The organism is Lactobacillus sp. W8174, assembly GCF_016100975.1.
GTDB classification, from domain to species: Bacteria; Bacillota; Bacilli; order Lactobacillales; family Lactobacillaceae; genus Lactobacillus; species Lactobacillus juensis.
Window position 1 is genome coordinate 358,882 of sequence record NZ_JACFRN010000001.1, and the last position, 23,071, is coordinate 381,952.

At 36.0% G+C, this 23,071-nt stretch carries 16 protein-coding genes, 1 other RNA gene and 1 pseudogene; 12 read left to right on the plus strand and 6 right to left on the minus strand.

All coding sequences use genetic code 11. The features are described from left to right. Complete coding sequence (locus H3U49_RS01885) at positions 1-786, plus strand: HAD family hydrolase (RefSeq protein ID WP_198179217.1); 786 nt, start codon at positions 1-3, stop codon at positions 784-786. Between the two features lie 58 nt (positions 787-844). On the opposite strand, the gene fni is transcribed toward H3U49_RS01885, so the two are convergent. From fni to mvk, 4 genes are read right to left on the minus strand one after another with little or no spacing between them, the layout of a single operon-like run. After that, positions 845-1,861 carry a type 2 isopentenyl-diphosphate Delta-isomerase gene (gene fni / locus H3U49_RS01890; RefSeq protein WP_198179218.1) on the minus strand — a complete coding sequence of 339 codons (1,017 nt, stop codon included), beginning with the start codon at positions 1,859-1,861 and terminating at the stop codon, positions 845-847. A 17-nt stretch (positions 1,862-1,878) separates the two neighbouring features. After that, positions 1,879-2,961 (minus strand): phosphomevalonate kinase, encoded by a 1,083-nt coding sequence (locus H3U49_RS01895; protein WP_198179219.1) that lies wholly within the window; start codon positions 2,959-2,961, stop codon positions 1,879-1,881. Between the two features lie 36 nt (positions 2,962-2,997). Next, positions 2,998-3,957 carry a diphosphomevalonate decarboxylase gene (gene mvaD, locus H3U49_RS01900; RefSeq protein ID WP_198179220.1) on the minus strand — a complete coding sequence of 320 codons (960 nt, stop codon included), beginning with the start codon at positions 3,955-3,957 and terminating at the stop codon, positions 2,998-3,000. 5 nt (positions 3,958-3,962) lie between these two features. After that, the gene (gene mvk, locus H3U49_RS01905; RefSeq protein WP_198179221.1) at positions 3,963-4,871 is read right to left on the minus strand and encodes a mevalonate kinase; all 909 of its coding nucleotides are present in this window, start codon (positions 4,869-4,871) and stop codon (positions 3,963-3,965) included. Positions 4,872-4,946: 75 nt separating this feature from the next. Between mvk and H3U49_RS01910 the strand changes: the two genes are divergently transcribed. The 8 genes and pseudogenes from H3U49_RS01910 to H3U49_RS01945 form a co-directional block, all read left to right on the plus strand. Further along, complete coding sequence (locus tag H3U49_RS01910) at positions 4,947-8,420, plus strand: PD-(D/E)XK nuclease family protein (RefSeq protein ID WP_198179222.1); 3,474 nt, start codon at positions 4,947-4,949, stop codon at positions 8,418-8,420. Positions 8,421-8,422: 2 nt separating this feature from the next. Then, positions 8,423-12,070 carry a helicase-exonuclease AddAB subunit AddA gene (gene addA, locus H3U49_RS01915; protein ID WP_198179223.1) on the plus strand — a complete coding sequence of 1,216 codons (3,648 nt, stop codon included), beginning with the start codon at positions 8,423-8,425 and terminating at the stop codon, positions 12,068-12,070. Between the two features lie 23 nt (positions 12,071-12,093). Next, positions 12,094-14,883, plus strand: a complete 2,790-nt coding sequence (locus H3U49_RS01920) for a helicase C-terminal domain-containing protein (RefSeq protein ID WP_198179224.1) — start codon at positions 12,094-12,096, stop codon at positions 14,881-14,883. Continuing rightward, positions 14,870-15,352, plus strand: a complete 483-nt coding sequence (locus tag H3U49_RS01925) for a hypothetical protein (protein WP_198179225.1) — start codon at positions 14,870-14,872, stop codon at positions 15,350-15,352. Before H3U49_RS01920 ends, H3U49_RS01925 begins: the two co-directional genes overlap by 14 nt. Before the next feature lie 67 nt (positions 15,353-15,419). Further along, entirely contained in the window at positions 15,420-16,718 is a 1,299-nt protein-coding gene (gene asnS / locus H3U49_RS01930) for an asparagine--tRNA ligase (protein WP_198179226.1), read from the plus strand. 75 nt (positions 16,719-16,793) lie between these two features. Beyond that, positions 16,794-17,435 carry a DnaD domain protein gene (locus tag H3U49_RS01935; RefSeq protein ID WP_198179227.1) on the plus strand — a complete coding sequence of 214 codons (642 nt, stop codon included), beginning with the start codon at positions 16,794-16,796 and terminating at the stop codon, positions 17,433-17,435. Continuing rightward, a complete protein-coding gene (gene nth / locus H3U49_RS01940) occupies positions 17,436-18,065 on the plus strand; it encodes an endonuclease III (RefSeq protein ID WP_198179228.1) in 630 nt (209 codons plus the stop codon). It abuts the gene before it with no gap. A gap of 189 nt (positions 18,066-18,254) precedes the next feature. Next, positions 18,255-18,407: pseudogene (locus tag H3U49_RS01945) on the plus strand (IS3 family transposase); the annotation flags it as partial. A 60-nt stretch (positions 18,408-18,467) separates the two neighbouring features. Here H3U49_RS01945 and H3U49_RS01950 read toward each other — a convergent pair. Together H3U49_RS01950 and recU are read right to left on the minus strand one after the other, a co-directional pair. Continuing rightward, positions 18,468-20,837: a transglycosylase domain-containing protein gene (locus tag H3U49_RS01950; RefSeq protein ID WP_198179230.1), complete on the minus strand. Its 2,370-nt coding sequence runs from the start codon at positions 20,835-20,837 to the stop codon at positions 18,468-18,470. Then, the gene (recU, locus tag H3U49_RS01955) at positions 20,827-21,459 is read right to left on the minus strand and encodes a Holliday junction resolvase RecU (protein ID WP_198179232.1); all 633 of its coding nucleotides are present in this window, start codon (positions 21,457-21,459) and stop codon (positions 20,827-20,829) included. Before recU ends, H3U49_RS01950 begins: the two co-directional genes overlap by 11 nt. Before the next feature lie 69 nt (positions 21,460-21,528). On the opposite strand from recU, the gene H3U49_RS01960 reads away from it, so the two are divergent. The 3 genes from H3U49_RS01960 (at position 21,529) to rnpB (ending at position 23,026) form a co-directional block, all read left to right on the plus strand. Further along, a complete protein-coding gene (locus H3U49_RS01960; RefSeq protein WP_198179234.1) occupies positions 21,529-22,095 on the plus strand; it encodes a DUF1273 domain-containing protein in 567 nt (188 codons plus the stop codon). 91 nt (positions 22,096-22,186) lie between these two features. After that, positions 22,187-22,627, plus strand: a complete 441-nt coding sequence (locus H3U49_RS01965; RefSeq protein WP_198179236.1) for a DivIVA domain-containing protein — start codon at positions 22,187-22,189, stop codon at positions 22,625-22,627. 26 nt (positions 22,628-22,653) lie between these two features. Continuing rightward, an RNA gene (gene rnpB / locus H3U49_RS01970) (RNase P RNA component class B) lies at positions 22,654-23,026 on the plus strand. Positions 23,027-23,071: the final 45 nt, after the last annotated feature.

A 23,071-nucleotide genomic window follows, 5' to 3' on the forward strand; every position in this document is an offset into this window, starting at 1 on the left:
ATGATTAAACTAATCGCTACCGATATGGATGGAACTTGGCTAACAGACCAAAAAACTTATGATCAAGACTTATTTTTGCAAGAATTTCAAATAATGCAAAAAAGAGCTATAAAGTTTGTCGTTGCAAGTGGAAACCAATTTGAAAATTTGTACTCCCGATTTCCCCAAGTGGCTAATCAGCTTTATTACATTGCTGATAATGGGGCACTCGTAGCTCAAGGCAGGCAAGTAATTCATGTTGAGTGCCTTTCTGAAGAAGACTGGCTCACGATTTTACAAATCATCCAAGAATATGATGAAAAAGTAACGGTTTCTGGTCTCGCAAGTGCATATATTTTAAAAAGTGATGGTCCTGAATATGCAGAAGATTTGAAAAAATATTATGAAAAACTGACAGTTGTTGAGAATTTTAATCATCTGGATGATCAAGTTTTTAAGGTCACTTTTGACGTTCCAGAAAATAGAATGGTTAAACTTTTAGAAGAACTTAAGCGGAAATATCCGCAAATTGGTTTTGTTTCCGGTTCAGCGACATCAATAGATATGTCGACAAAAGGCATGAATAAAGCACGAGGTTTGCAATATTTGGGCAACAAATACAAGATTAGTCCAAAGGAAATGGTTTCTTTTGGCGATAGTGGTAACGATGTGGGAATGTTAAAATATGCAGGCAGTAGTTATGCTACTGGAACAGCTCTTCCGAGTGCCAAAAAAGCTGCCAACCACATTATAGGTTCCAGTAATGATAGTGCTGTTCAAAAGGAAATATGGCGTTTATTAAAGTAAATTATTGTCAAATAAAAATGAGTACCAAGATTTTTAAAATTTCCGTACTCATTTTTATTTATAATAACTGATCAATAATAGTTTTTAGTGAAAAGTCATAATATTTATCAATCTTGGTTAGATCAGAGAGATCGTTTTGACCGTAAATTGCAAGAAGACAAGCAAGTTCATATTGCCATTCTTCAATAAGGTTTTGCAGGTAATCTGCATCATGCTTAAGTAATGCCTGTAAAAATACATTAGAAATTCCCACAAATTTTCCACCTAAGCAAAGCCCCTTAAAAACATCTAACGGATTACGCACACCACCAGAAACAGTAAATTCAACTTGCTCTTTGGCTGCCATTAAACTCGAAATAACGGTGGGTAAGCCAATATTATTTAAATAAAAAACATTATTAGTATTACGAGCATTTTCTATCTGAGCAAAATTAGTTCCGCCACTTCCTGCAACGTCATAAAATCTAAAGCCTTCATTTTTTAATGAACGAATTGTCTCTCTGTCTAATCCAAAACCGACTTCTTTTATAATAATTGGAACTGTTACTTTCTGACGCAGCTCTTTTAAGTTATCAAGCCAATAAAAATCTCGATCACCCTCTGGCATAGCTATTTCCTGTACCACATTTAGGTGTATTTGCAATGCATCAGCTTTTAGCTCTGTCACAATCTTTTCAGCTTGTTCGGCTGAAGTCTTTGCATTAACATTTGCTATTAAAGCGCCATCAGGATCTTGTTGTCTTGCAATCAAAAAGCTATCTAGTAAATCAGGTTCTTTAGTTAAAATACTGGCAGAACCTAATGCTAATGCAATATTTGTTTTTTCGGCTATTCGACCTAATTCTTTATTAATCAGATAAGATCTGTGAGATCCACCAGTCATAGCATTAATAAAAAAGGGGGCTGCAACTTTTTTACCAAACATTGTAGTTTGTATGGTTCGGTGATCAACTTTAGTTTCTGGTAATGCAGGGCGTACTAAGTGCATTTTATCAAAACTATTTGTTTTTTCATTTTGATAAAATTTTTGTGCCAAAACTAAATGTTCCTCTTTACGATTAGATCTGATTGACATAATTTTCCTCTGTTCTTCTAATCAGCAACTCGAATTTGGTGTACACGAAAGTCCAAAGGCATTATCCCGTTTTGACGCCATTTATCTTCAAGAAAAGCAGTATCTGTATTCCTGTCTGCAATTACAATGCCACAATCACCATTACCGGCACCTGAAGTCTTAGCTGCTCCACCAAATGATTCCGCAATGTTAATTAGTTTAGAAAGTCGTGGTATCTCAATGGCAATTTGATTTATTTGCGCAAAGTGCTGCAACAATTTACGATTGACACGAATTTGTTTTTTAATTATCTGAATATCATTATGTTCAAAGCCAGCAATCATTTTGAGAACGCATTTGCGTGAAAGCCTAAGAAACTCCTGGTATTGACCGTTTAAAGCAGCTTTATTTGCGTTAGTTTCATCAACCAGCCTTGAGGTTGATGCTGGCTTTTGACTCCAGCCAATCATTAATTTTAAACCGGCAGGAGGGGTCAGAAGCTGAATTTTAAGTCCAGGCCAAGCCTCGTTCAGTACTTCAGATAAAGATTTGTGTGCTAATTCATCAGCAAGCCATTGCTTATCAAAAGTTTGAAAAGCAATCCAGCCACCATAAACACTTGCAGCAATGTCACCGGCTGAACCATTACCTTGCACAGAATAATGTGAAATGGCTGATAGTTTATAAACTAATTCGTTACTGAAAGGCACATCGTAAAAACGGAGTATTGCTTTAACTGTGGCTACAGTCACTGCCGCACTAGAGCCTAAACCATACTTTTTGCCATCAGAAGAATCTAGATCAGAATTAACATATAAATCATAAACCTTCATCTTGACTTTTTGTTCTAAACAAAAACGTTCCGTGTAAGAAATTGCGGCCAAAATATACTCAAAAGGATTATCACGGTTGTCAATAACCATTTTTGCTCCTCGTCTTATCCAGTGAATGGAACTTTGAGAATACTGTTTAGAATGAATTAAACCAGTTTTCGATTTTGACTTAATAATTGAAACACGAATAAATTGATTAACTGCCACCAAGATAGCGGGACAATCTTGTTCTAATACGGCGTATTCGCCAGCTATGTATAATTTACCGGGTGCTTGTTCTGTTATCAAAAGAATTAAATCTCCTAATCAATTAATTTATATTAATTAGTTCAGACATGAAATACCTGGACCAAAACTTGCATTTATTATGTTAACATTATCAAATTCGGATACAAACCTATTAGTAATATCTTTTACATTTTTTAATTGACTTAAGATTTTTATATTAGGTCCGGCATCTATTGTAAAGTAACATTCTATACCAAGTCGACGTAAATCAGCTACAAGTTTGATTGCTTTAATAGTTGCAGGTTCAAAATATGTGAAACCTGGTTGTGCACATAAATTGACTGCATGCATTTCACAAGCATTCAGTTCTGCCAAACTGCCAATAGTTGAAAAATCATTTGCTTTAATAGCGCTAATCATTTGTTTTAATTCTGTTTGATTACGCGCAATCCAAGGTATAAAAAAGGGCGATGTTTGCGCCTGCTTCATCCCTTGAGTGGAAGACAAATCTTTTTGCTGGTTATTCAGCTCAACCACAAGCAATCGCAAATCTATGTCAGGCTTTTCATCTAAAGCATAGGCATAAGATGATTCATCATCGTGTCCTTTTCGCCAAATAGCAAAACCACCATAAATTGACCTGCTGGCTGATCCTGAACCTAAACGAGCCAAACGAGAAAGTTCAACAGGGGACAAATTAAAACCATAATGTAGGCAAAAAGCTCCAGCTAAAGCCGCAAAAGCTGAACTAGAAGAGGCTAATCCTGCAGCTGTTGGAACATGATTATATGATTCAACTTTTAATTTGCCGGTCACAGCAAATTTATTTTGTAGCAATTTTAAGAAAGAAAAAACGCGGCTGCTGCTTTGTCCATTTTGTTTGACGCCATTTAGCCAAAATTGATTTTCTAAACTATCTGAAATTTTGGTATCAGTATAAAATTTATCAAGTGTCATTGACAAACTGGTCATCAGAGGTAACCGTAAACCTGAATTTGCTTTGCCCCAATATTTGATCAACGCAATATTTGTATGGGCACGAACTGTTTTTTCCATAAAAATTATATTTCCTCAATCCAACTATTTGCAGCTATTTTTTGACATTTATCGGCTATTTTGACAGCATCTTCATGCTCTGGGCACAAAGCAATTACAATTCCGCCCAAGCCACTACCAGATAATTTAAAACCTAAAGCACCATTTGCAAGAGCAATTTTTTGCAAACGATCGATTTTGACAGTCGAAAGCTTAAACGAATGGAGTATCTCTTGTGCCCGATTAAAATATGAACCTATCTTTGCAGCATCTTTGTTCAACCAGGCGATTTTAGTCTCGTCTGCCAGTTTGCCTAGTTCTTTAATATTTTCTTTAACACGGGGAACTTTTATCATCAAATCATGAACCTGACTAACCGCTTTTTTGGTACTGCCTAATTCACCCGTATCCATTATAAGCAAAGTTGCGCCTAATTTAGCTTTAAGCGGTTTGGGACCTTCTTTTTGATTAAAAAAGATCAGATAATCTGAATTAACAGTTGCAGCATCAAGACCTGATGCTTTACCGTGATTGATCATTTCCGCATGATTAGTAATTTTAATTATTTCTTCTTCAGTTAAGTTAAGCTTGAAATAAGTATTCATTGCTCTGGTTGTAGCAAGAGCAACTGTTGCGCTTGAACCAAGACCACGTTCGATTGGAATCTCTCCTGTATAAGTTATTTTCAGAGTTTCATTACTGGCAGCTTTTGTCAGCATAGTTTTAACAACATATTTTAGTCCATCATATTCAGCTGGGGACATAAAAAAAGGCCCCTGATAATGAGCCGTATCCATCCACATTTGTTCTGCCGGTTCAACAGTAGTTTTGATATGCAATGATTTGATTGGCAACGCTAACGCATCATAGCCGTAAACTACTGAATGTTCACCTATCAGAATAACTTTTCCGTGTGCTAAAAAACTTGATTTCATTTTATTTAAGATCCTTATTGTTTGTAAAAAATTTTGGTTCCTATGCTAAAATAATGACAAAGGAGAAGAGAACAGATGATCAAGATTTTAGTCGGTCGCCAAACCGATCCCATGCAAGAAAAAATTTTACAGGAAGCAGTACAAAATTATCAGCACTTTCCTGATCATAAAACTTTTGTCATCGTTCCTAACCACATTAAGTTTACCACAGAAGTCAGGGCAATAAATAGAGTGGCTACTAGTCAAAAGCATACTGAACAGTCTGTCAAAAATCTACAGGTTCTATCATTTTCTCGCTTAGCTTGGTTTTTCTTAAAAGACGCCAAAAAAGGCTTGCCAACAGAACTTGATAATGCCGCTGCGGCGATGCTGCTTGCAAAAATCATTGACCAAAACAAAGAGCAGCTGCACCTTTTTCAAACTACCGACTTAAATCCAGGCTTACTAAAACAATTATACGACACCATTTTACAAGTTCGCGAAGGTAATTTGAATCTCGATGATATTGAGCTGGATACGCTCGAACTTGAAACCAAAAATAAAATTTCTGATCTCAAAGTTATTTATTCGGCTTTTATTGAAGCCATTACCGGCAAATTTTCTACCTCAAACGAGATACAGCTGCAATTAAATGAATTTTTAGCTACACAAAAAAATTTAGATCAAGCAGACTTTTACTTTAGTGATTTTTCTCATTTTTCGTTGCAAGAATGTTTAACTGTTAAATTATTGATGACCAAAGCCCATAGCGTCACATTGGCTTTTAAAACAAAATTGGGTGATATTAACCCTAAGCCTGAACCGGGGGATTATGATTACGTCATTCAGAATACTATCAGTAAACTTTTACAGTATATTAAAAATCATAATCTTGTACATCAAATAATAAATACAGCTGTCAATTCCAGACCCAGTAAAAGAGAACTGCTCAACGAATTTTGGACTGGAGCTGTTAGCAATATTGGTGAGCTTAAGCAAGTGCAGCTCGTGCGTGCAGATAACAGGTATGCAGAGGCGTATTATGTAGCTCATACCATTTACCAGCAAGTAGCTTTACGGCACTACCGCTACAGTGACTTCTTGGTTCTGGCACCTAATCTGCATGAATATGAAACTTATTTAACCCCAATTTTACGACAGAATCAAATTCCTTTCTTTAATGATTTACAGCAAGAAATGAAGTATCATCCTCTAGTGGTCTTAATTGAGAATATTGCCCAGTTATTGACTAGACCTATGCAGACCCAAAACTTGCTGGCCATAATGAAAACTCGTTTAATAATACCTGACTGGTATCAAGATGAAACGGCTTATGTATATGATGTTGATCAATTAGAAAATTTTGTCCTCGCCCATGGCATCAACCATAATTTATGGCGGAGAAACTTTGCGGAATATATGGCAGCAGATGTCATAGGCTTAGATAAAATTCCTGAAGAAGTTAATAAAATAGAAAAATTAAAGAATTATTTTGTCAAACAACTTACCCAGCTTTTTCACAATTTAAAAGAAGAAAAGGATACCCAAAAGGCTATTACGACATTTTTTAATTTTTTGATTAATAATAGGGTCAATGAAGTTTTAGAAAAATGGCGTGCCGACGCCCAAGAAAGTGGTGCTTTACAAGAAGCTAGGCAGTCAGAACAGGTTTGGGATCTTTTGATCAATCTGCTGCACGATTATCTCTTGATTAACCCTGATGATTTTGATCTGGCAGGCTTTTTTGCAGTATTAATTAACGGTTTTAAGGAAGCTACATTTTCTCAAATTCCAGCTACTCTGGACGCTGTAAATTTATCCGAAATGGGTATTGTTCAAGTTAGTGGCTACAAACAAGTTTTTATTATGGGAGCAACAGTTAACGGCTTACCACAAATGCAGAATACCCCGGGCTTTTTAAGTACTGAAAATCTGGATGAATTAAAAAAAGATTTTGGCGAGGACTCCTATATTGAAGACAAACAACAGCTAAGCAATTGGGATCAAAATTATCAGTTTGGTAATTGCCTGGCTTTAGCACAAGATAAGGTTTATTTATCGTATTCTTTAGCGACTGATGAGGGTAGCACTGTGCAGCCTTCAATTTATTATGAAAGGTTTAAAACAGCAGGTGCAGCAGAATTTTCGCAACACAATTTACCTGAAGAATACAGTCAATTGTTATCTTTTATAACCAATCCCCAAGCAAGTTTAGGATACTTAAGTTACCTTAACCGGGCAAAAAAAGACGTTGATGTTAAAGAATTGTTAAAGCTAACCGCTAAACTTTTACCGCAAAAAACCGCTAAAGTTATGGCAGGAAGTAGTTTCATAAATGAGCCCCAAAATATCGGTCCTGATTTGGCACAAGAATTATACGGGTCAAACCTCAATTCTTCAGTTTCTCAATTGGAAACTTTTTATGAAAATTCTTATGAATATTTTTTGACATATGGCTTACACCTTCATAAGAGATTTGAAAACGAATTTGATTTTATACAAGCTGGCAATTATTTTCACGAAACTTTTGACCGCTTAGTTAAGGAACTAAATGACCGTTCACTTGATTTAAAAGAAATTGATGATGACACATTAAAGCAGTTACTTACAATTGCACGTACTAAAATGAAAAGTGAAGCCAGATACCAGCAATTATTAAATGACCCATTTAATGAGTTTTTATTTAAATGCCTTGATCAAACTACCAGTAAAGTAGCAAGTAACTGGCACCATGCAGTTGCAAAAACACCTCTGCGTGCTAAATATTCAGAGCTAAGTTTTGGAAAAGGTGAGCAGGTACAGGGACTTAACTTTAAGGTGCCGGACATTGAAGGCAATCATTACGTTAATTTAAGAGGAAAAATAGATCGAGTTGATTTGGCTCAGGTTCCTGATCAAAACAAATTAATTGCTCAAGTAATCGACTATAAGTCCTCCGCTAAAAAATTTGATCTGGGATTATTTTACGAAGGTATTTCGTTACAAATGGTTTCATATCTAGATGTGTTGATGCAAAACCACAAATTCTTTGCTGGCTCTGAGCCACTTTCACTTTTAGGTGCTTTTTACCAAACCGTTACCAGACAAACTGAAAGGCTAAATAGCAATAAGTTGTATGACAGTAATTTGCAGATCAGAGATGCTTACTTAGACGGTCAAATTAAACTTAAATATACTGGTTTAATTAATGACGACCAGCTATTAATGCTCGCGGCTGAGCCTGACTTAAATAAAGCACGTAGTACTTCTTCCCTTTATGCTGGAGTCAGTACCACAAAAGATGGCTCTTTAAAGTTTGGCGGCAGTTATTTCAATAGTGATGAACTTGAATTATTGCTGAAATACGACGAAGAGCTTATTAAAGATGCCTCTAGTCAAATTTTAGCAGGAAAAATAAAGCTGAATCCCTATAAATATGGGAATGGAAAAAATGCCTTAACTTATTCAGACTTTCGTGATATTTTCTTTTTTGATGCCATGTTGAAAGAAAATAAGTATCATCAAGTAGGGAGCCTGAAAAGGGATGAACTACTGGCAAAGATTAAAAAACGGCTAAAGGAGAGCAATTAAAAATGGTTCAAGAAAAAGAAAAAACCCCATTTACAGCCGTTCAAGAAAAAGCTATTAATGATCATGGCCGCGACATACTAGTGTCAGCTTCAGCAGGTAGTGGCAAAACCACCGTTCTTGTGCAGCGCTTAATGAAAGAAATTCTTTCTGGCGTCAGTGTTGATCAACTGTTAGTAGTTACATTTACAAAAGCAGCTGCAGCGGAAATGAAAAAACGGATTAAAGAAGTATTAACAAATGAAATGCAGAAGTCTGCAAACAATTCATATTTGCGTCAACAGTTAAATTTGATTGACTCTGCTAATATCTCTACAATTGATGCCTTTTGTCTGGATGTGATTCATCGCTTTTATTACATAATTAATCTTGACCCCAGCTTCAGTATACTAACTGACGAGTCACAAGCGGAATTAATGCGTGAACGGGCTTTAAAAGAAGTTGAAGGAGAGTTTTTAGAGAAAAAAGATAAGGACTTCATAGCATTTTATGACAATTTTGCAGGTGACAGGGACGCGGAATCACCACAGAATTTATTGTTAGACTTATATAATTACGCAATGGCTAAACCTGATTATCGTGAATGGCTGCAAGGGCTAGCCTCAAAATATCAGATGGGAGAAGAAGTAAGCAAATCTTCTTTGTGGCAGAATGAAATTAAGCCTTATTTAGTCAATCTTTTTCAAAATCTTGCTGATAAGTTAGAGCATCTGTGTCAAAGTGCGGTCATGACTACTAAAGAACTGCATAAAGTTAAAGAAAGTTTTGACTTGTTTGAAAAATGTCTTAGCAGCTATTTGCATGACCTGAAAAATGACAGCACATATGATGATCAGCGAGAAAAACTACGTGCTTGCATTTTCAGGGGCAATCCGCGTAAAACTAAAAAATGGGACGAAGATATTATAGCTTTTTATGACAAGTGCTCTGATTTTAAAAAAGAGGCAAGAGAACAGATTTTTACTGCCTTTACCTCTTTTTATGCCACTGATGAAAAAGAGCAATTGTCCATGATGCAAAAAGGCCAGCAGATAATGACTGCAATCGTTAAAGCAGAACTGGCACTGATTGACCGTTTCAATGAGCTTAAAAGAGCAGAAAACCTGCTTGATTTTAGTGACATGGAACAGTTAGCCTACCAAATTCTCAGCCAAGACACTTCTGCATCCCAAATGGCACGAACCTTTTATCAAAATAAATTTAATGAAATTTTGGTCGATGAATATCAGGATATCAATCCGCTGCAAGAAAATATCTTGCAATTAATTAAAAAAGATGGTCAAAACAATCTTTTTATGGTTGGTGACGTTAAGCAGTCAATTTATGGCTTTAGGCAGGCTGAACCAAGTTTGTTTTTACACAAATATCAAGAAGCAGCCCTTAAAGAAAATCAAGCAAAAGAAGAAAGAATTTTATTGTCGGACAATTTCCGTTCTTCTCAGCCAGTTATTTCTGTAGTTAATCAAATATTTAAAAATATTTTGACAGCTGATTTTGGAGGCATTGATTATAATAAGGAGAGTCAGTTGACTTATGGCGCTAAATATTACCCCGCAAATCTTCCTGATGCGACAGAAATACTACTTCATGAGAAAAATAAAAACGAAACCAACCCGCAAGATGAGGATCCTGATGATATTGATTCAGCTGAAATTGCAATGGTTATTAATCGAATTAAAAAATTCACAGAAGAAAATTTGTTAATTTATGACAAAAACTCCCAAAATAATAATCATCTAAGACCTTTTAAGTACAGTGATATTGTTATCTTAACCCGAAGTCGCAGCAATAACCTTGAAATTATGCAAGAGTTTGCCAAAAGTCATATTCCGATAATGGTTACCGATGCGAAAAATTATTTTCAAACTTTAGAATTAACTATTATCATGAACTACTTGAGAATCATTGATAACCCAGATCAGGATATTCCGCTTGTTGCTGTATTAAGGTCACCTCTTTTTAATTTTACAGAGCCTGAGCTTAGTACTATTAGAATTCATACGCAGAATGCCAGTTATTACAATGCTTTAACTTCTTATGTTGCCGCGGGTGATGAACTAAGTCAAAAAGTTAAAGATTTTTTGAATCAACTCGAAGAATTGCGTAAATTCGCTGCAACACATAGAATTTCAGAATTGATTTGGAGTATTTATGAAAAGACCAGCCTGCTTGAAATTATGACCTCACTACCTAATGGCAAGCAGCGCAGAGTCAACTTAGAGGCTTTATATGAAAGAGCTGCTTCGTATGAAAGCGCTGGTTTTAAGGGCTTATATCAATTTATCAATTTTATTGAGCGAATGAGACGTAGCCAAAAGGACCTGGCGCAGCCACTTTTAACTAAAGAAGCCGGTAACTCTGTGCGCTTAATGACTGTTCATAGTTCCAAGGGCTTGGAATTTCCCATTGTTTTTTACTTAGGCTTGCAACACCAATTTCAAAAGCGGGATTTAAGCGGCAATTATATTATAAATTCGGGTTCTGTAGGTTTAACTATTAAGCAAAAACATTATCGTGCTGATACCCTTGTTAAGGCTATTGCAAATATATCCAAGAAGAGACAACTTTTAGAAGAAGAAGCGCGCATTTTATATGTGGGGATGACCCGAGCAAAGCAAAAGTTAATTTTAGTTGCTGATTTAAAGAAATTGCCTGATGCAATTAAAAATTGGCAAAATGAGACCGATCAAAATGGACGTCTTTCCCTGAACAGCAAGCTTAACGCTTCAAATCCGATGAGTTTAATTGGCCCGTCAATCAAATGGGATAAGCTTTTAAGTCAAAAAATCACTGATATCAATTCGGCTTCGGAAACTAGTCAAGAATTGCTTTATATCCAATATCAAGGCGAAAAAGTTCATCTTCAAGAAGATATTAGCCCGCAAGAAAGCAAAACTGAAAACATTTCAGCATTAGCACAATATACAAAAAAACTGTTTAATTTTAGTTATCCTTTTCAAGATGCCAGTCAAACAACCGCTTATCAATCGGTATCTGAGATTAAAAAAGCGTTTAACGATCCGCTTGATACCGAACTGGAAAATGCACACCTAATTTCTTCCACTAACCGTTACTTGCAGCCGATCGATACTAAACCTGATTTTCTATTTAAAACCCGGTTTACAGGAGCAGAGATTGGTACTGCAATGCACCTGATCCTACAATACTATGATTATCATGGATCAGGAAATACCAGCCAGGTGAAGGAAGAGGTTCAAGAATTAGTTAAGCAAAATAAACTTAATAGCAATATTGTTCCCAGTTTAGATTTAGAAAAAATAAATTGGTTCGTTCATAGTGATTTTGCACAGAGTTTCTGGCAAAAACCAGAAAACTTGCACCGTGAAATTGAATTTTCGAGTCTATTGCCAGCCGATAGTCTTTTTAACAATTTCAGCGATGCAGATGCAAAAATTTTAATTCACGGTACAATAGATGGCTATTTTACCGAAAAAGATGGCATAATATTATTTGATTATAAAACTGACCATATTGATCAAACTCACCTAGAAACAGCTATTAAAGAAATAAAACAGAGGTACCTGGGACAGCTGCGTCTTTATGAACAGGCCCTTAATTCCTTTGCTGGTAAAAAAGTGAAGGCTAAATACTTAATTTTATTAGATGCATGCAAAGTTGTTGAAGTAAAGTAAAAGAAAGGAGGAAAAATAGCAGAATGAAATCATTCGAGCATACCGTTTTTGCAGTAGTGGATTTGGAAACTACGGGAACTCAAAGAGAAGAAAATAATCACATTATTCAGTTTGGTTGCGCTATTATTAAAAACATGAAAGTTGTCAAAACTTACTCTTTTATGATTAATCCTCACCGCGAAATACCGATAGCCGTCCAAAATTTAACCCATATACACAATAAAGATGTGGCTCAAGAAAAAGATTTTGCTTATTATGCACCCAAAATTGTTAAAATCTTAAAAAATACTGTTTTCGTAGCACATAACGTTAACTTTGATTTGCCATTTTTGAATTTTGAATTGGTGCAGCACGGCTACGAGCCACTAACTAATCGAGCCATAGATACGGTGGAGCTGGCCAAAATTGCCTTTCCCACTGAACCGTCATACAAGTTAAGTGATTTGACCACGCATCTGCAGATAGAGCATTTAAATCCGCACAAAGCCGATTCTGACGCCTACGGCACTGCCGTTTTATTAATAAAAATAATTGAAAGACTTGAAAAACTTCCTCAAGCTACATTAAATACGCTAAGTTCTTTGGCTCACGGCTTAATTCGTGACACTTCCTGGATTTTTACTACCATTGCTGATGACGCACGTAAGGAAAAACGACCATTACCGGCTCAATTTCAACAAGTACGGCAAATAATTTTACGAAAACAGGAAAATGTAATTAATTCTGAGAATCAACAGTCTGGTCTTTTTCCTAAAAGTGACGCGGACAAGAAGAGATTATTTAAAAATAAGATTAATTACCGCCAGCCTCAGGTAGATCTCATCAATCGCATTGAGCAATTTTTGAATGCTCCTAAGCAAAAAGCACTATTGATTGAAGCACCTAATGGTACTGGTAAAACTTTTTCCTACCTGTTTTCATATTCCTATCAATTATATACAAATAGAAAATTAGTAATTGCCACTCCCACCAAAGTATTGCAAAGGCAGATAATAGAGCAGGAAATTCCCCAATTACTGAATGTAACCAAGTTGGATTTGAAAGCAGAAGAAGTAAAGGCCAGCAGCCATTACCTTGATTTAGATGGGTTTTACCAAAGTCTGTATCAGGGGACTCCCAATAAACTAACTTTGGTGTTGCAAATGCGCATTCTGGTTTGGTTAACTGAAACTCGAACGGGTGATCTAGATGAATTGCAGCTAACTAATTATCGTGCTCCTTTATTTGCCCAAATTGCTCACCCGGGAGATGCTCGTGTTGGCAGCATCTTTGCTGATGTTGATTTCTGGAATTTGGCCAGACAAAGGCAAGAGCAAGCTGACATTTTAGTCACGAATCATGCCTATTTAGCCAATCATTATAATGATACAATTTGGGGTCAAAATCCCTACCTCGTTATTGACGAAGCCCATCGCTTTGTTGACAATGTGATTACTTCAAGGAATGACTCATTTCAATTTGAATCATTGTGGGGCCTTCTTACTCACCTGCGTAATTTGCTTTATTATGCTGATGACAGTGTATTTAACCAGTATGGTAATGATGTACAGTTTAATTTTCTCTTAGAAAAATTAGATCCGGCAATACTTGATCTGATCAAAGTGATTAATCATTTGCAACGTTTGCTCTGTTCGAAAAAGAAGAAAGCTGTCAGTCAAAATACTCTAGCTAATGGCAATTTACTTCTCAGTTTTAGAGGTAAAGACCTATTTCCCAAGAATAGTCAATTTTTAACTAAACTGGCGGAATTACAACGAAAATTAGAAGGCATTAGGCAAAATACCAATCAAATTCTATTTAAGCTTTACAATGAAACTGACAATTCGAATATCGATAGGGATGCTATTTTAAGTGAAATTTCGGATCAAATAGATCAACTTGATGACTATATTACTAAAAGCTATCAATTATCGGATCTGCTTCATAAAAAAGCTTATGTGGATTCGGAAGGGTTTATCATTACTTTAACTAATCCGCAAGATCCTTTAAGTGCCAACTTAAGCTGGTTAATGCTTGATGCAACGCCCGAACTTCATAAGATATATGATCGCTTCGACCATATTTCATTTGTCAGTGCTACCTTAACTAGTGGAAAAGGTTTTGATTTTATCACTAAGCTTCTCGGGTTAACTAATTTAGCGCCACAAAAGTATATCGGAACAAGCACATTTAAGGTGGCAAAGCATCTTGAAGTATTGTCTGTGACTGATTTTCCCGATATCACCGACCCAAAATATGATAAAAGTCTAACCCAGATTTTGGAGAAAGATCTGGCAAATAAAAATCATGTTTTAGTTCTTATGACAAACCTAGAACAAATAAAAAAAGTTTTTAGTGCCATTATAAATTCACCTAGTTTACGTGATTTTGAAATTTTAGCTCAGGGCGTTTCCGGTTCAAATAATCGGATTATTAAGAGATTTGCAATTGCTAAACAAGCACTTATTTTAGGAGCAGATAGTTTTTGGGAAGGAATTGATTTTCATGAATGTGGTGTTGATTTGGTAATAGCAACTAAGTTGCCTTTCGAATCACCTGATTTGCCAGAAGTTAAGTTGCGCCAAAGACAACTTGTTGACAGGGGTATAGATGTTTTCCATGCCGATACAATGCCGCGAGCAATTATTCGCTTTAAGCAGGGAATGGGCAGGCTAATTCGTGGAGAACAGGATAAAGGTCAATTTTTAATACTGGATTCAAGAATCTGGTCAAAAGATTATGGTCCGGTTTTTCTGGCAGCCGTTCCAGTTAAAGTCAAAAAAACATCTTTAAGTAATTTACAGGAAAAGCTAACAAACTATGATACAAGATGATACAAAGCAAACTTTTAAATTTTTAGCATGGGTATTCATAATTCTGATTTTTTTATACTTTGCTTTCATTGTTATTTTTTACAAGGCAGGTAATCCGGAACGTTCAGAAACTCGTGAACTCAACAGAATAGCCGTCGAAAAGACTCCTATCAAATATACAGAAAAAAACTATCATTTAAATCGCGGAGTTAATAGTTATGCACTTAAAGGTCTAACTAAAAACCATAAGACTTACTACTTTATCTATTTACCTGGATCTAAAAAAGCATATCTTTATTCAGCAAGCAAAGGCGTAAATGAAGGGCTTATTCGAAATAAATATAGTGCAAAAGAGCCTAACGAAAAAATTACGGAAGTGAATCTGGGTTGGTATAGGAATAAACCCGTGTGGGAAGTAAGCTCTAAAAATATAGCTGGTGAATATCATTATCAACTTTATAATTTTAAAGATGGAAAATTAGTAGGTTAAGTCGCTAAATTGATCAAACTTTGGTATCATTAATTTGATTATGATAAGGAAAGTGGAATAAAAGTTTATGACAGAATTAATTTCAATAGAAGATTGCCGCAAGCATGTTGACCAAGAAGTAAAAATGCACGTTTGGTTGACTGACAAACGTTCAAGCGGCAAAATAGTATTTTTACAATTACGTGATGGTACAGCCTTTTTTCAAGGCGTAGTTCGTAAAAATGCGGTTTCTGATGAAGTGTTTGAAATAGCAAAATCTCTGCATCAAGAGGCCAGTTTTTATATTCAGGGAACTGTACACCAAGACGAGCGTTCTCATTTTGGTTATGAAATTCAAATTTCCGATTTAAAGCTGATAACTAACAATGAAGGCTATCCCATCGGCAACAAGGAACACGGGATCGAATTTTTGCTTGATCACAGACACTTATGGCTTAGAAGCAAACGTCCTTTTGCAATTATGCGCATTAGAAATACTATTTTCAAAGCTACGGTTGACTTTTTTGAAAATGAAGGCTTTGTAAAATTTGATGCTCCTATTTTTATGCATTCAGCTCCTGAAGGAACTACCGAGTTATTTCATACGGAGTACTTTGGTGGGGATGCTTACCTATCACAGTCTGGGCAACTATACGGTGAAGTTGGAGCAGAAGCATTCGGTAAGATTTTTACGTTCGGTCCCACTTTCAGAGCTGAAGAATCCAAAACTCGTCGTCATTTAACTGAATTTTGGATGATGGAGCCAGAAATGGCATGGATGCATCAAGATGAATCTCTTGATTTGCAAGAACGTTTTTTGTCATACGTGACCGGACAAGTTCTCAAGCATTGTCAATATGAATTAGGAATTTTAGGTCGTGATCCCCAAAAATTAGAGCCTGCGGCTCAAGGTAATTACACTCGCTTGTCTTATGATGATGCAGTAAAAATTTTGCAAGACGATGGTCGTGACTTCAAATGGGGCGATGATTTTGGTGCTCCTGACGAGGCTTTTATTTCTGAAAAATTTGATCGTCCATTTTTCATTGTTAATTACCCGACAAGTATTAAACCATTTTACATGAAGAAAAATCCCGATAATCCTAAGGAATACTTGTGTGCAGATGTTTTGGCACCAGAAGGTTATGGCGAAATCATGGGTGGTTCTGAACGTGAAAGTGATTATGAAACTTTGCTTAAACAAATACATGAGGCTGGTTTAAATGAGAATGATTACAGCTGGTATCTAGATTTGCGCAAATACGGCAGTGTACCTCATTCTGGTTTTGGGATGGGATTTGAACGTGTTATTGCTTGGATTTGCAAATTGGATCATGTCCGCGAAGCTATTCCATTCCCGAGAATGATTAATCGTTTGGAACCTTAAATTAAAGTGAATAGTATAGTTGAAAGTTGAACTAAAGATTGATTTAGTTCAACTTTTTTAAAGGGAGAAGTTAATATGCGCTATAATGATTACCGCTTTTTAGGTTTCACTACCTTATCAAATGGTTTACTAGCTTATTATCCGCAGCTTAATATTGATGATGCAGAAATGATGGTCATTATTCAATTGGAAATGTTTGCTCAGAAAAACATTTTTTTCCCCACCAATGAACAGATTGCAGGAAATACTAACTTTTCTGTTACAGAAATCACTGCTTTAATCCAAAAATTGATTGAAAAAGATTTAATTGTGATTGATCAGGTTACTGACAAGAATGGCATGATTGGAAACAAATATAATCTGAATCCATTATATGATAAGCTGGATCAATTGCTGGAAAATAAAACTTTGGCAGCTAATAAAAAAATACCTGTTAAAAAATCAGAAACGGTTATTGATAACAGTCCATTAAATCAATTAGTGCGGCAATTTGAAATTGAATTTGGTCGCTATTTAAGTCCAATAGAACGAGAAGAAATTGCCGCTTGGCTCAATGTCGATCACTACGATCCGGCCATTATTAAGCTGGCCCTACGCGAAGCAGTCTTATCTCAAGCATATAGTCTGAAGTATGTTGATCGTATTTTGCTCAATTGGCAAAGACATAATCTAAAAACAAGCAGTGAAGTCCAAAAGTTTTTGAGGAGGAACCGCTAAATGAAAGCAGAAAAAATACTTAGTAAAAATGAAGCTAGAAAGGTGCTAGAGTGCATCAACCGTATGTATCCTGATGCCAAAAGTGAATTGGTTTGGGACAATAAATTTCATTTATTATGTGCAGTGTTAATGAGTGCTCAAACCACAGACAAGATGGTAAATCGAGTGATGCCAAAATTTATGGAAGATTATCCAGAACCCAAGAATTTAGCCTCGGCAACAATTTCAGAGATAGAAAATCATATTTCCCAAATTGGACTTTATCATTCTAAAGCTAAGCACTTAAAAGAGACAGCAGAAATTTTGGTTTCAAAATATGATAGTCAAATTCCACCAGATAAAAAGGAGTTAATCTCTTTGCCTGGAGTTGGCGAGAAGACTGCTAATGTTGTTTTAGCAGAGGGATTTGGGATACCAGCGATAGCAGTTGATACACACGTGTCACGAATTTCAAAACGATTCCATATTGTGCCACAAAATGCCAAACCTCTTGAAGTAGAAAAAAGGTTAGAAGAAATTTTACCGAAAAACGAATGGATTCATACTCATCACGCAATGATTCTATTTGGTCGCTATTCCATGACAGCACGTGATAAAAATGATCCATACAGTTATTTAAAAGAAAAATAGGGTTTAAAAAAGGTTAGTATAATTTCTTTATCAAAATAATATTAAAGGAATCTATACTATGAGTAGTTGGCAAACGACTAACTTTAAAAGATTTTCGTAGGTTCTGCTTTATTCTTATGACTTCGTCCCTATGATGGAACCGGTGTTCCTAATACTATGTGTGTTAAATTTATTTACTTAACTGTTTTAGCAATGTTTTATGGCTTTGAAAAGCAGTTTAAAAATCTCACTGAACTGGAAGATGCGATTAGAGACTACATTGAGTATTACAACCAGAAAAGAATCAAGATCAAACTAAAAGGACTAACTCCGCTTGAATATCGGCAGTTAGTCCTCAGTTAATAGCTAATATAAAGTGTCCTAATTTTGGGGTTCACATCAATCTTTCGACGTTTTTCTTAACTAATGGTCATTATTTTCATTGTTGGTATTTGTATTATTGCTTTCACCTCCAGGTTTGTTAGGCTTTTGCTCATGATCAGAACTGGTACCCGAATCGGAATTATTAGAGTCATTATTTTGACTTGAATTTGGTGAATCATTTTCACTTGTATGATTTTGCTTCTTATCTTTTGAACTTTTGGCTTTTCTTTGATTCTTATCAGGTTGCCTGGTTGAACCATTTTGATTATGTTGAACTGAATATCTTCCTTGAGTATTTGTTGAAGAAGAATCATTAGTATTAGTTTTCTCATCATCTTCATCATAATCGCTGCTATCATCAACTATACCAATAGGAGAATGACCACGAACAAACAACTGCCATTCACCTGTAGACGACACTTCAGGCGGATTTGAGTTTCTAGCAATTTTTGCTCGGATCACAGAGTCAGGCTTTTGCCAATCGACATTTTCTTTGTTTCTCATTAGATAAGTCATCATGTTCTTGTAAAAAAGCTGTGCCGATTGCTGACCGATACCGGAAATGGTTCCGTCTTTCAGATTATCATAGCCTGTCCAAACACCAATTGAATAACTAGGCGTATAACCTACAAACCAGGAATCTTTAGGAGTTGCAGCGTACGCTGGGTAGCGTGCTAAATCCTGTTCGGAATACTTGACAGATCCAGTTTTTCCAGCATGATGCAAACCTCTAATTTGAGCGTTAGTACCAGACCCACGTTTAATTACTCCTTTCAGCATGTCCGTAATCATGTAAGCTGTAGACTTACTCATCACTCGAATGCCTTCAGAATCATAATTTCTGGTAAGTCCATCAGGAGTTTCAATTTTAGAAACAAATTGCGGTTTATGATAGATTCCCATCGTAGCAAAGGCACTAAAAGCACCGGCCATCTGCAAGCTTGACGCATTTGCACCAATTGCCACTGACAAGCCTGAGTCCTTAGGAACATTGATATCCATTTTCCCAGCAAATTTTGCTGCTCGTTTAACACCAACTTCTCTCAAAGTTTTGACTGCAGGAACATTACGTGACTGTTCCAAGGCGTGTCTCATTGTCATCATGCCATCATATTTATTATCCCAGTCATAGAGTTGCACATTCGTTCCTGGATATACATACTTGCTGTCATCTAGCATTTTTGCTGTTGACCAATTTAGATATTCAATTGCCGGACCATAATCTAAGACCGGTTTTATTGAAGAACCAGTAGATCTAGTGGTTTGTACTGCTCGGTCTAAGCCCAATTGAACTGAAGAGGGTAAGTGCCTGCCACCAAGTATAGCTACTACGTGGCCGTTACTTGGATCGACTACGGAAGCCCCAATCTGCATCTTGTCATTTGTGAAAGGAACTTGACCATTATTAGCCAGTTGATAAAGTTTCTTTTGAGCCTTTTGATCCATATTAATGGTAATCTTTAAGTTATCGCGGAAGGGGTCAAATCCCTTAGCTCTAACTTCGGCAATTGCTTCTTTAATGTAAGGATCATTAATTTTGCGTAAATTAGATTGTTTACGTTGATTATGAGGTTTTAACCCCTTTTTTATGCTTTCTTTCCTAGCTTCATCATATTGTTCTTGAGAAATTTTTTTATTGTTTAACATTGCTTTGAGAACAATATTACGCCGATATTTTGCATATTCTGGGTAGGTGTAGGGATTATAAACGGTTGGTCTGTTAGGCATTCCTGCAAGCATAGCTGTTTGGGCCAGGTCCAAATCTCCAATCTTTTTACCATAATAAAAGTTAGCAGCAGTGCCAATTCCAGTATTACCGTAATTCATGTAAACCTTATTAATATAAAACTCCAGAATTTCATCATGACTGTATTCTCTTTGAACTCGCATAGCCAGCCATGCTTCTTGTGCTTTTCTGCGTAATGTTCTTTGAGAGGCAGAAGTTGAAAATTTTGTCAACTTAACTAATTGTTGGGTAATGGTAGAGCCACCAGCAGAAATACTCTTGCTTTTAGCATTGGTTAACATTGAGCCTGCAATTCGAATAGGGTCAATTCCCAGCTTATCTCTATAAAAGCGCTTGTCTTCAACTGATACAATAGCATCTTTTAGTAGTTGCAAATCTTTACTGTCTTTAACATACAACCTTTTTTCAGTTCCAAGGGACATGATAAATTTACCATTGGTATTATATAACCCTGAAGAGCCACCACTTTCAAGATCAGCTCGACTAATGTTAGGAGCATCTTTAGCATAAAAGGCAAACAAACCTACGCCAGCTACCAAAATTAAAAAAACACCTAAAAATGTCCACTTAAGTATTCGACGCCACAATGGCTTGGGCAGACTTTGCCTGTAGTCCTTACGTGATTCACGTCCATTATTTGAGTTTGAATTTTTATTTGTCATCGTGTATTTTCCTATCCGAGATGAAAGAATCTACAGCTTTCAGGTATGGCAGAGTGGGTTGAAAGCCGTTCTTAATCTCTACTGACCAATCCTCGACTTCTTTTAATGTTAACGAACTTTTATCTTTGGTCCACCAAGCTTTAATGATTGCGCTTGCTGGTGTTACAAAATAGCGGTTTAAACTTGTAAATCCTATTATTGTAAAGCATATTCCTTTTTGCTTCAAGCATTCTGCTAAGTGAATTATCTGATGCTCGTGAAAATTTTTTAAAGGAAAACTAGTTTTATTTTTGGTCTCTTTTGCTTCGAAGTCGAGATAGTATCCTTTATAAACACCATTATAATCCGTAGTTGATTCCTGGCGGAAATATGCTTCTTTTATTACTGCACGTGACCTTTTAGGGTAGTCTACCTTAACTATTTGAATTGGCGTTGGCTTTTTATGCACCACTGCAATTTCTTTGGTACGATAATATTTATTAGATTCATTAATCATCTGCTCAAGATTCATTCCCCGGTCAGAAAAATTAATATTTTTGTGTCTTCTTTTTTGGTGCTTTGCTTGATGACTATAATTTAATTTACGAAAAGCGGCAGAACTGCCGGTTGGATATTTGACCATAAATATCACTCCTGCTAGCATTATAGCAATAAAGAAAAAGTTTTTGAACAAGGAGCTATCTGTTTCATTATGCAAAGATTGTGGGTAACTGGATATCGCAACTACGAACTTAATACGTTTGGAGACAAAGATCCTAAGATAAAAATTATTAAGTTGGTTTTAAAGAAACATATGGTTAACCTATTGGAAAATAATCAACTCGACTGGGTAATAACTGGAGCTAACCTTGGGATTGAGCAGTGGGCAAGCGAAGTGGCAATTGATTTACGACAAAAATATCCATTACGAGTATCCATTATTGTTCCCTATGAGGAGTTCGCTAGTAGATGGAACGAAAAAAATCAGGAAAAGTACCTTACTTTAAAACAACAAGTAGATTTTTTTGCCTCCACTTCTAAAGAAAAGTATCAAAATCCTGTTCAATTGCGCAACTATCAAAATTTTATGCTTATGCATACCGATAGGGCCCTAATGATTTATGATCCGGAAAATCCGGGAAAACCAAAGTTTGATTATAATTTAATCAAAAAATACCAAGAGACAACAGCATATCCTCTGGAGTTAATTGATTTTTATGATCTGCAAGATGAAGCAGAAGAATTTCAAGAAAATCAAGATGACGAATTTCGAGAATAAGATAACTTTGATTTAAAATTAACATTTTAGTTTTAAGCCAGTCCAGTTTTTGCTAGAATAAAAGTGATAAAAAAAGGAGTTGTATATTATCATGGCAGATTTAAATGATATTCAACTATCCACTCAGGATATTTTAAAAAAACAATTTAGAACAAAGGTTAAAGGTTTGGATCCAGATGAGGTCGATGCTTTTTTAGATAAAGTGATTGCTGATTACGATACCTTTGAACAAATAATTGAAGATCTTTATGGCCAAATTGGTAAACTTCAGGGTGAACTAATGGAAGACCAACATAAAGAAGAATCCGTCCAAGCGCAAAAAACTAGAAGGGTAAGTCCAGCGGTTACGCAGGAAACCGTCAGAACTTATAAACCGACTAAAGAAAGTTCTACTCATAGCTTTAATTCATCTACCGAATCGGATTATCAAACGGAAAGTTCTACTAATATGGCTATCATTCAAAGAATTTCAACCCTTGAACGAAAAGTTTATAATCTGGAACAACGAGTTTATGGGTTACAAAAAGAGTAAGCTTTGATATAATTTTAAATGGTGCAAATTTTGAGCAGTCGCGGTTTGACCTGTAAAAAGGTCAGGCTGAGGAAAGTCCACGCACGCACGAGCTGCGATGCTTGTAGTGTTCGTATTTAGCCCAATAAGCTAAAGAATTTTTAATTACGGCGAAAAAAGTGCTAAATCATACGTAAATGACATGCATGAATATTCTGAAAAGTGCCACAGTGACGTAGCAGAGGTGGAAACGCTTCTGGTGGAACGAGGTAAACCCTGCGAGCGTGCAACCCAAACTTGGTGGGGGCGTTTCAATCTATGAAAATGAACTAAAGATTGGAGTTGCTAGTTAAAGCAAAGATAGATGGCTGCTAAGGGTATTTATGCCACAAATACCTTAACAGAACGTGGCTTATAGAAATTTGCATTGGCAGCGTTGAGCTTTTCAAAGGGCTCAACGCTTTT

What these genes read in the sequence shown, in the direction of transcription:
- H3U49_RS01885 (WP_198179217.1), top strand. Translation starts at nt 1, where the DNA reads ATGATTAAACTAATCGCTACCGATATGGATGGAACTTGGCTAACAGAC.
- fni (WP_198179218.1), bottom strand. Translation starts at nt 1,861, where the DNA reads ATGTCAATCAGATCTAATCGTAAAGAGGAACATTTAGTTTTGGCACAA.
- mvaD (WP_198179220.1), bottom strand. Translation starts at nt 3,957, where the DNA reads ATGGAAAAAACAGTTCGTGCCCATACAAATATTGCGTTGATCAAATAT.
- mvk (WP_198179221.1), bottom strand. Translation starts at nt 4,871, where the DNA reads ATGAAATCAAGTTTTTTAGCACACGGAAAAGTTATTCTGATAGGTGAA.
- H3U49_RS01910 (WP_198179222.1), top strand. Translation starts at nt 4,947, where the DNA reads ATGATCAAGATTTTAGTCGGTCGCCAAACCGATCCCATGCAAGAAAAA.
- addA (WP_198179223.1), top strand. Translation starts at nt 8,423, where the DNA reads ATGGTTCAAGAAAAAGAAAAAACCCCATTTACAGCCGTTCAAGAAAAA.
- H3U49_RS01920 (WP_198179224.1), top strand. Translation starts at nt 12,094, where the DNA reads ATGAAATCATTCGAGCATACCGTTTTTGCAGTAGTGGATTTGGAAACT.
- H3U49_RS01925 (WP_198179225.1), top strand. Translation starts at nt 14,870, where the DNA reads ATGATACAAGATGATACAAAGCAAACTTTTAAATTTTTAGCATGGGTA.
- asnS (WP_198179226.1), top strand. Translation starts at nt 15,420, where the DNA reads ATGACAGAATTAATTTCAATAGAAGATTGCCGCAAGCATGTTGACCAA.
- H3U49_RS01935 (WP_198179227.1), top strand. Translation starts at nt 16,794, where the DNA reads ATGCGCTATAATGATTACCGCTTTTTAGGTTTCACTACCTTATCAAAT.
- nth (WP_198179228.1), top strand. Translation starts at nt 17,436, where the DNA reads ATGAAAGCAGAAAAAATACTTAGTAAAAATGAAGCTAGAAAGGTGCTA.
- H3U49_RS01950 (WP_198179230.1), bottom strand. Translation starts at nt 20,837, where the DNA reads ATGACAAATAAAAATTCAAACTCAAATAATGGACGTGAATCACGTAAG.
- recU (WP_198179232.1), bottom strand. Translation starts at nt 21,459, where the DNA reads ATGGTCAAATATCCAACCGGCAGTTCTGCCGCTTTTCGTAAATTAAAT.
- H3U49_RS01960 (WP_198179234.1), top strand. Translation starts at nt 21,529, where the DNA reads ATGCAAAGATTGTGGGTAACTGGATATCGCAACTACGAACTTAATACG.
- H3U49_RS01965 (WP_198179236.1), top strand. Translation starts at nt 22,187, where the DNA reads ATGGCAGATTTAAATGATATTCAACTATCCACTCAGGATATTTTAAAA.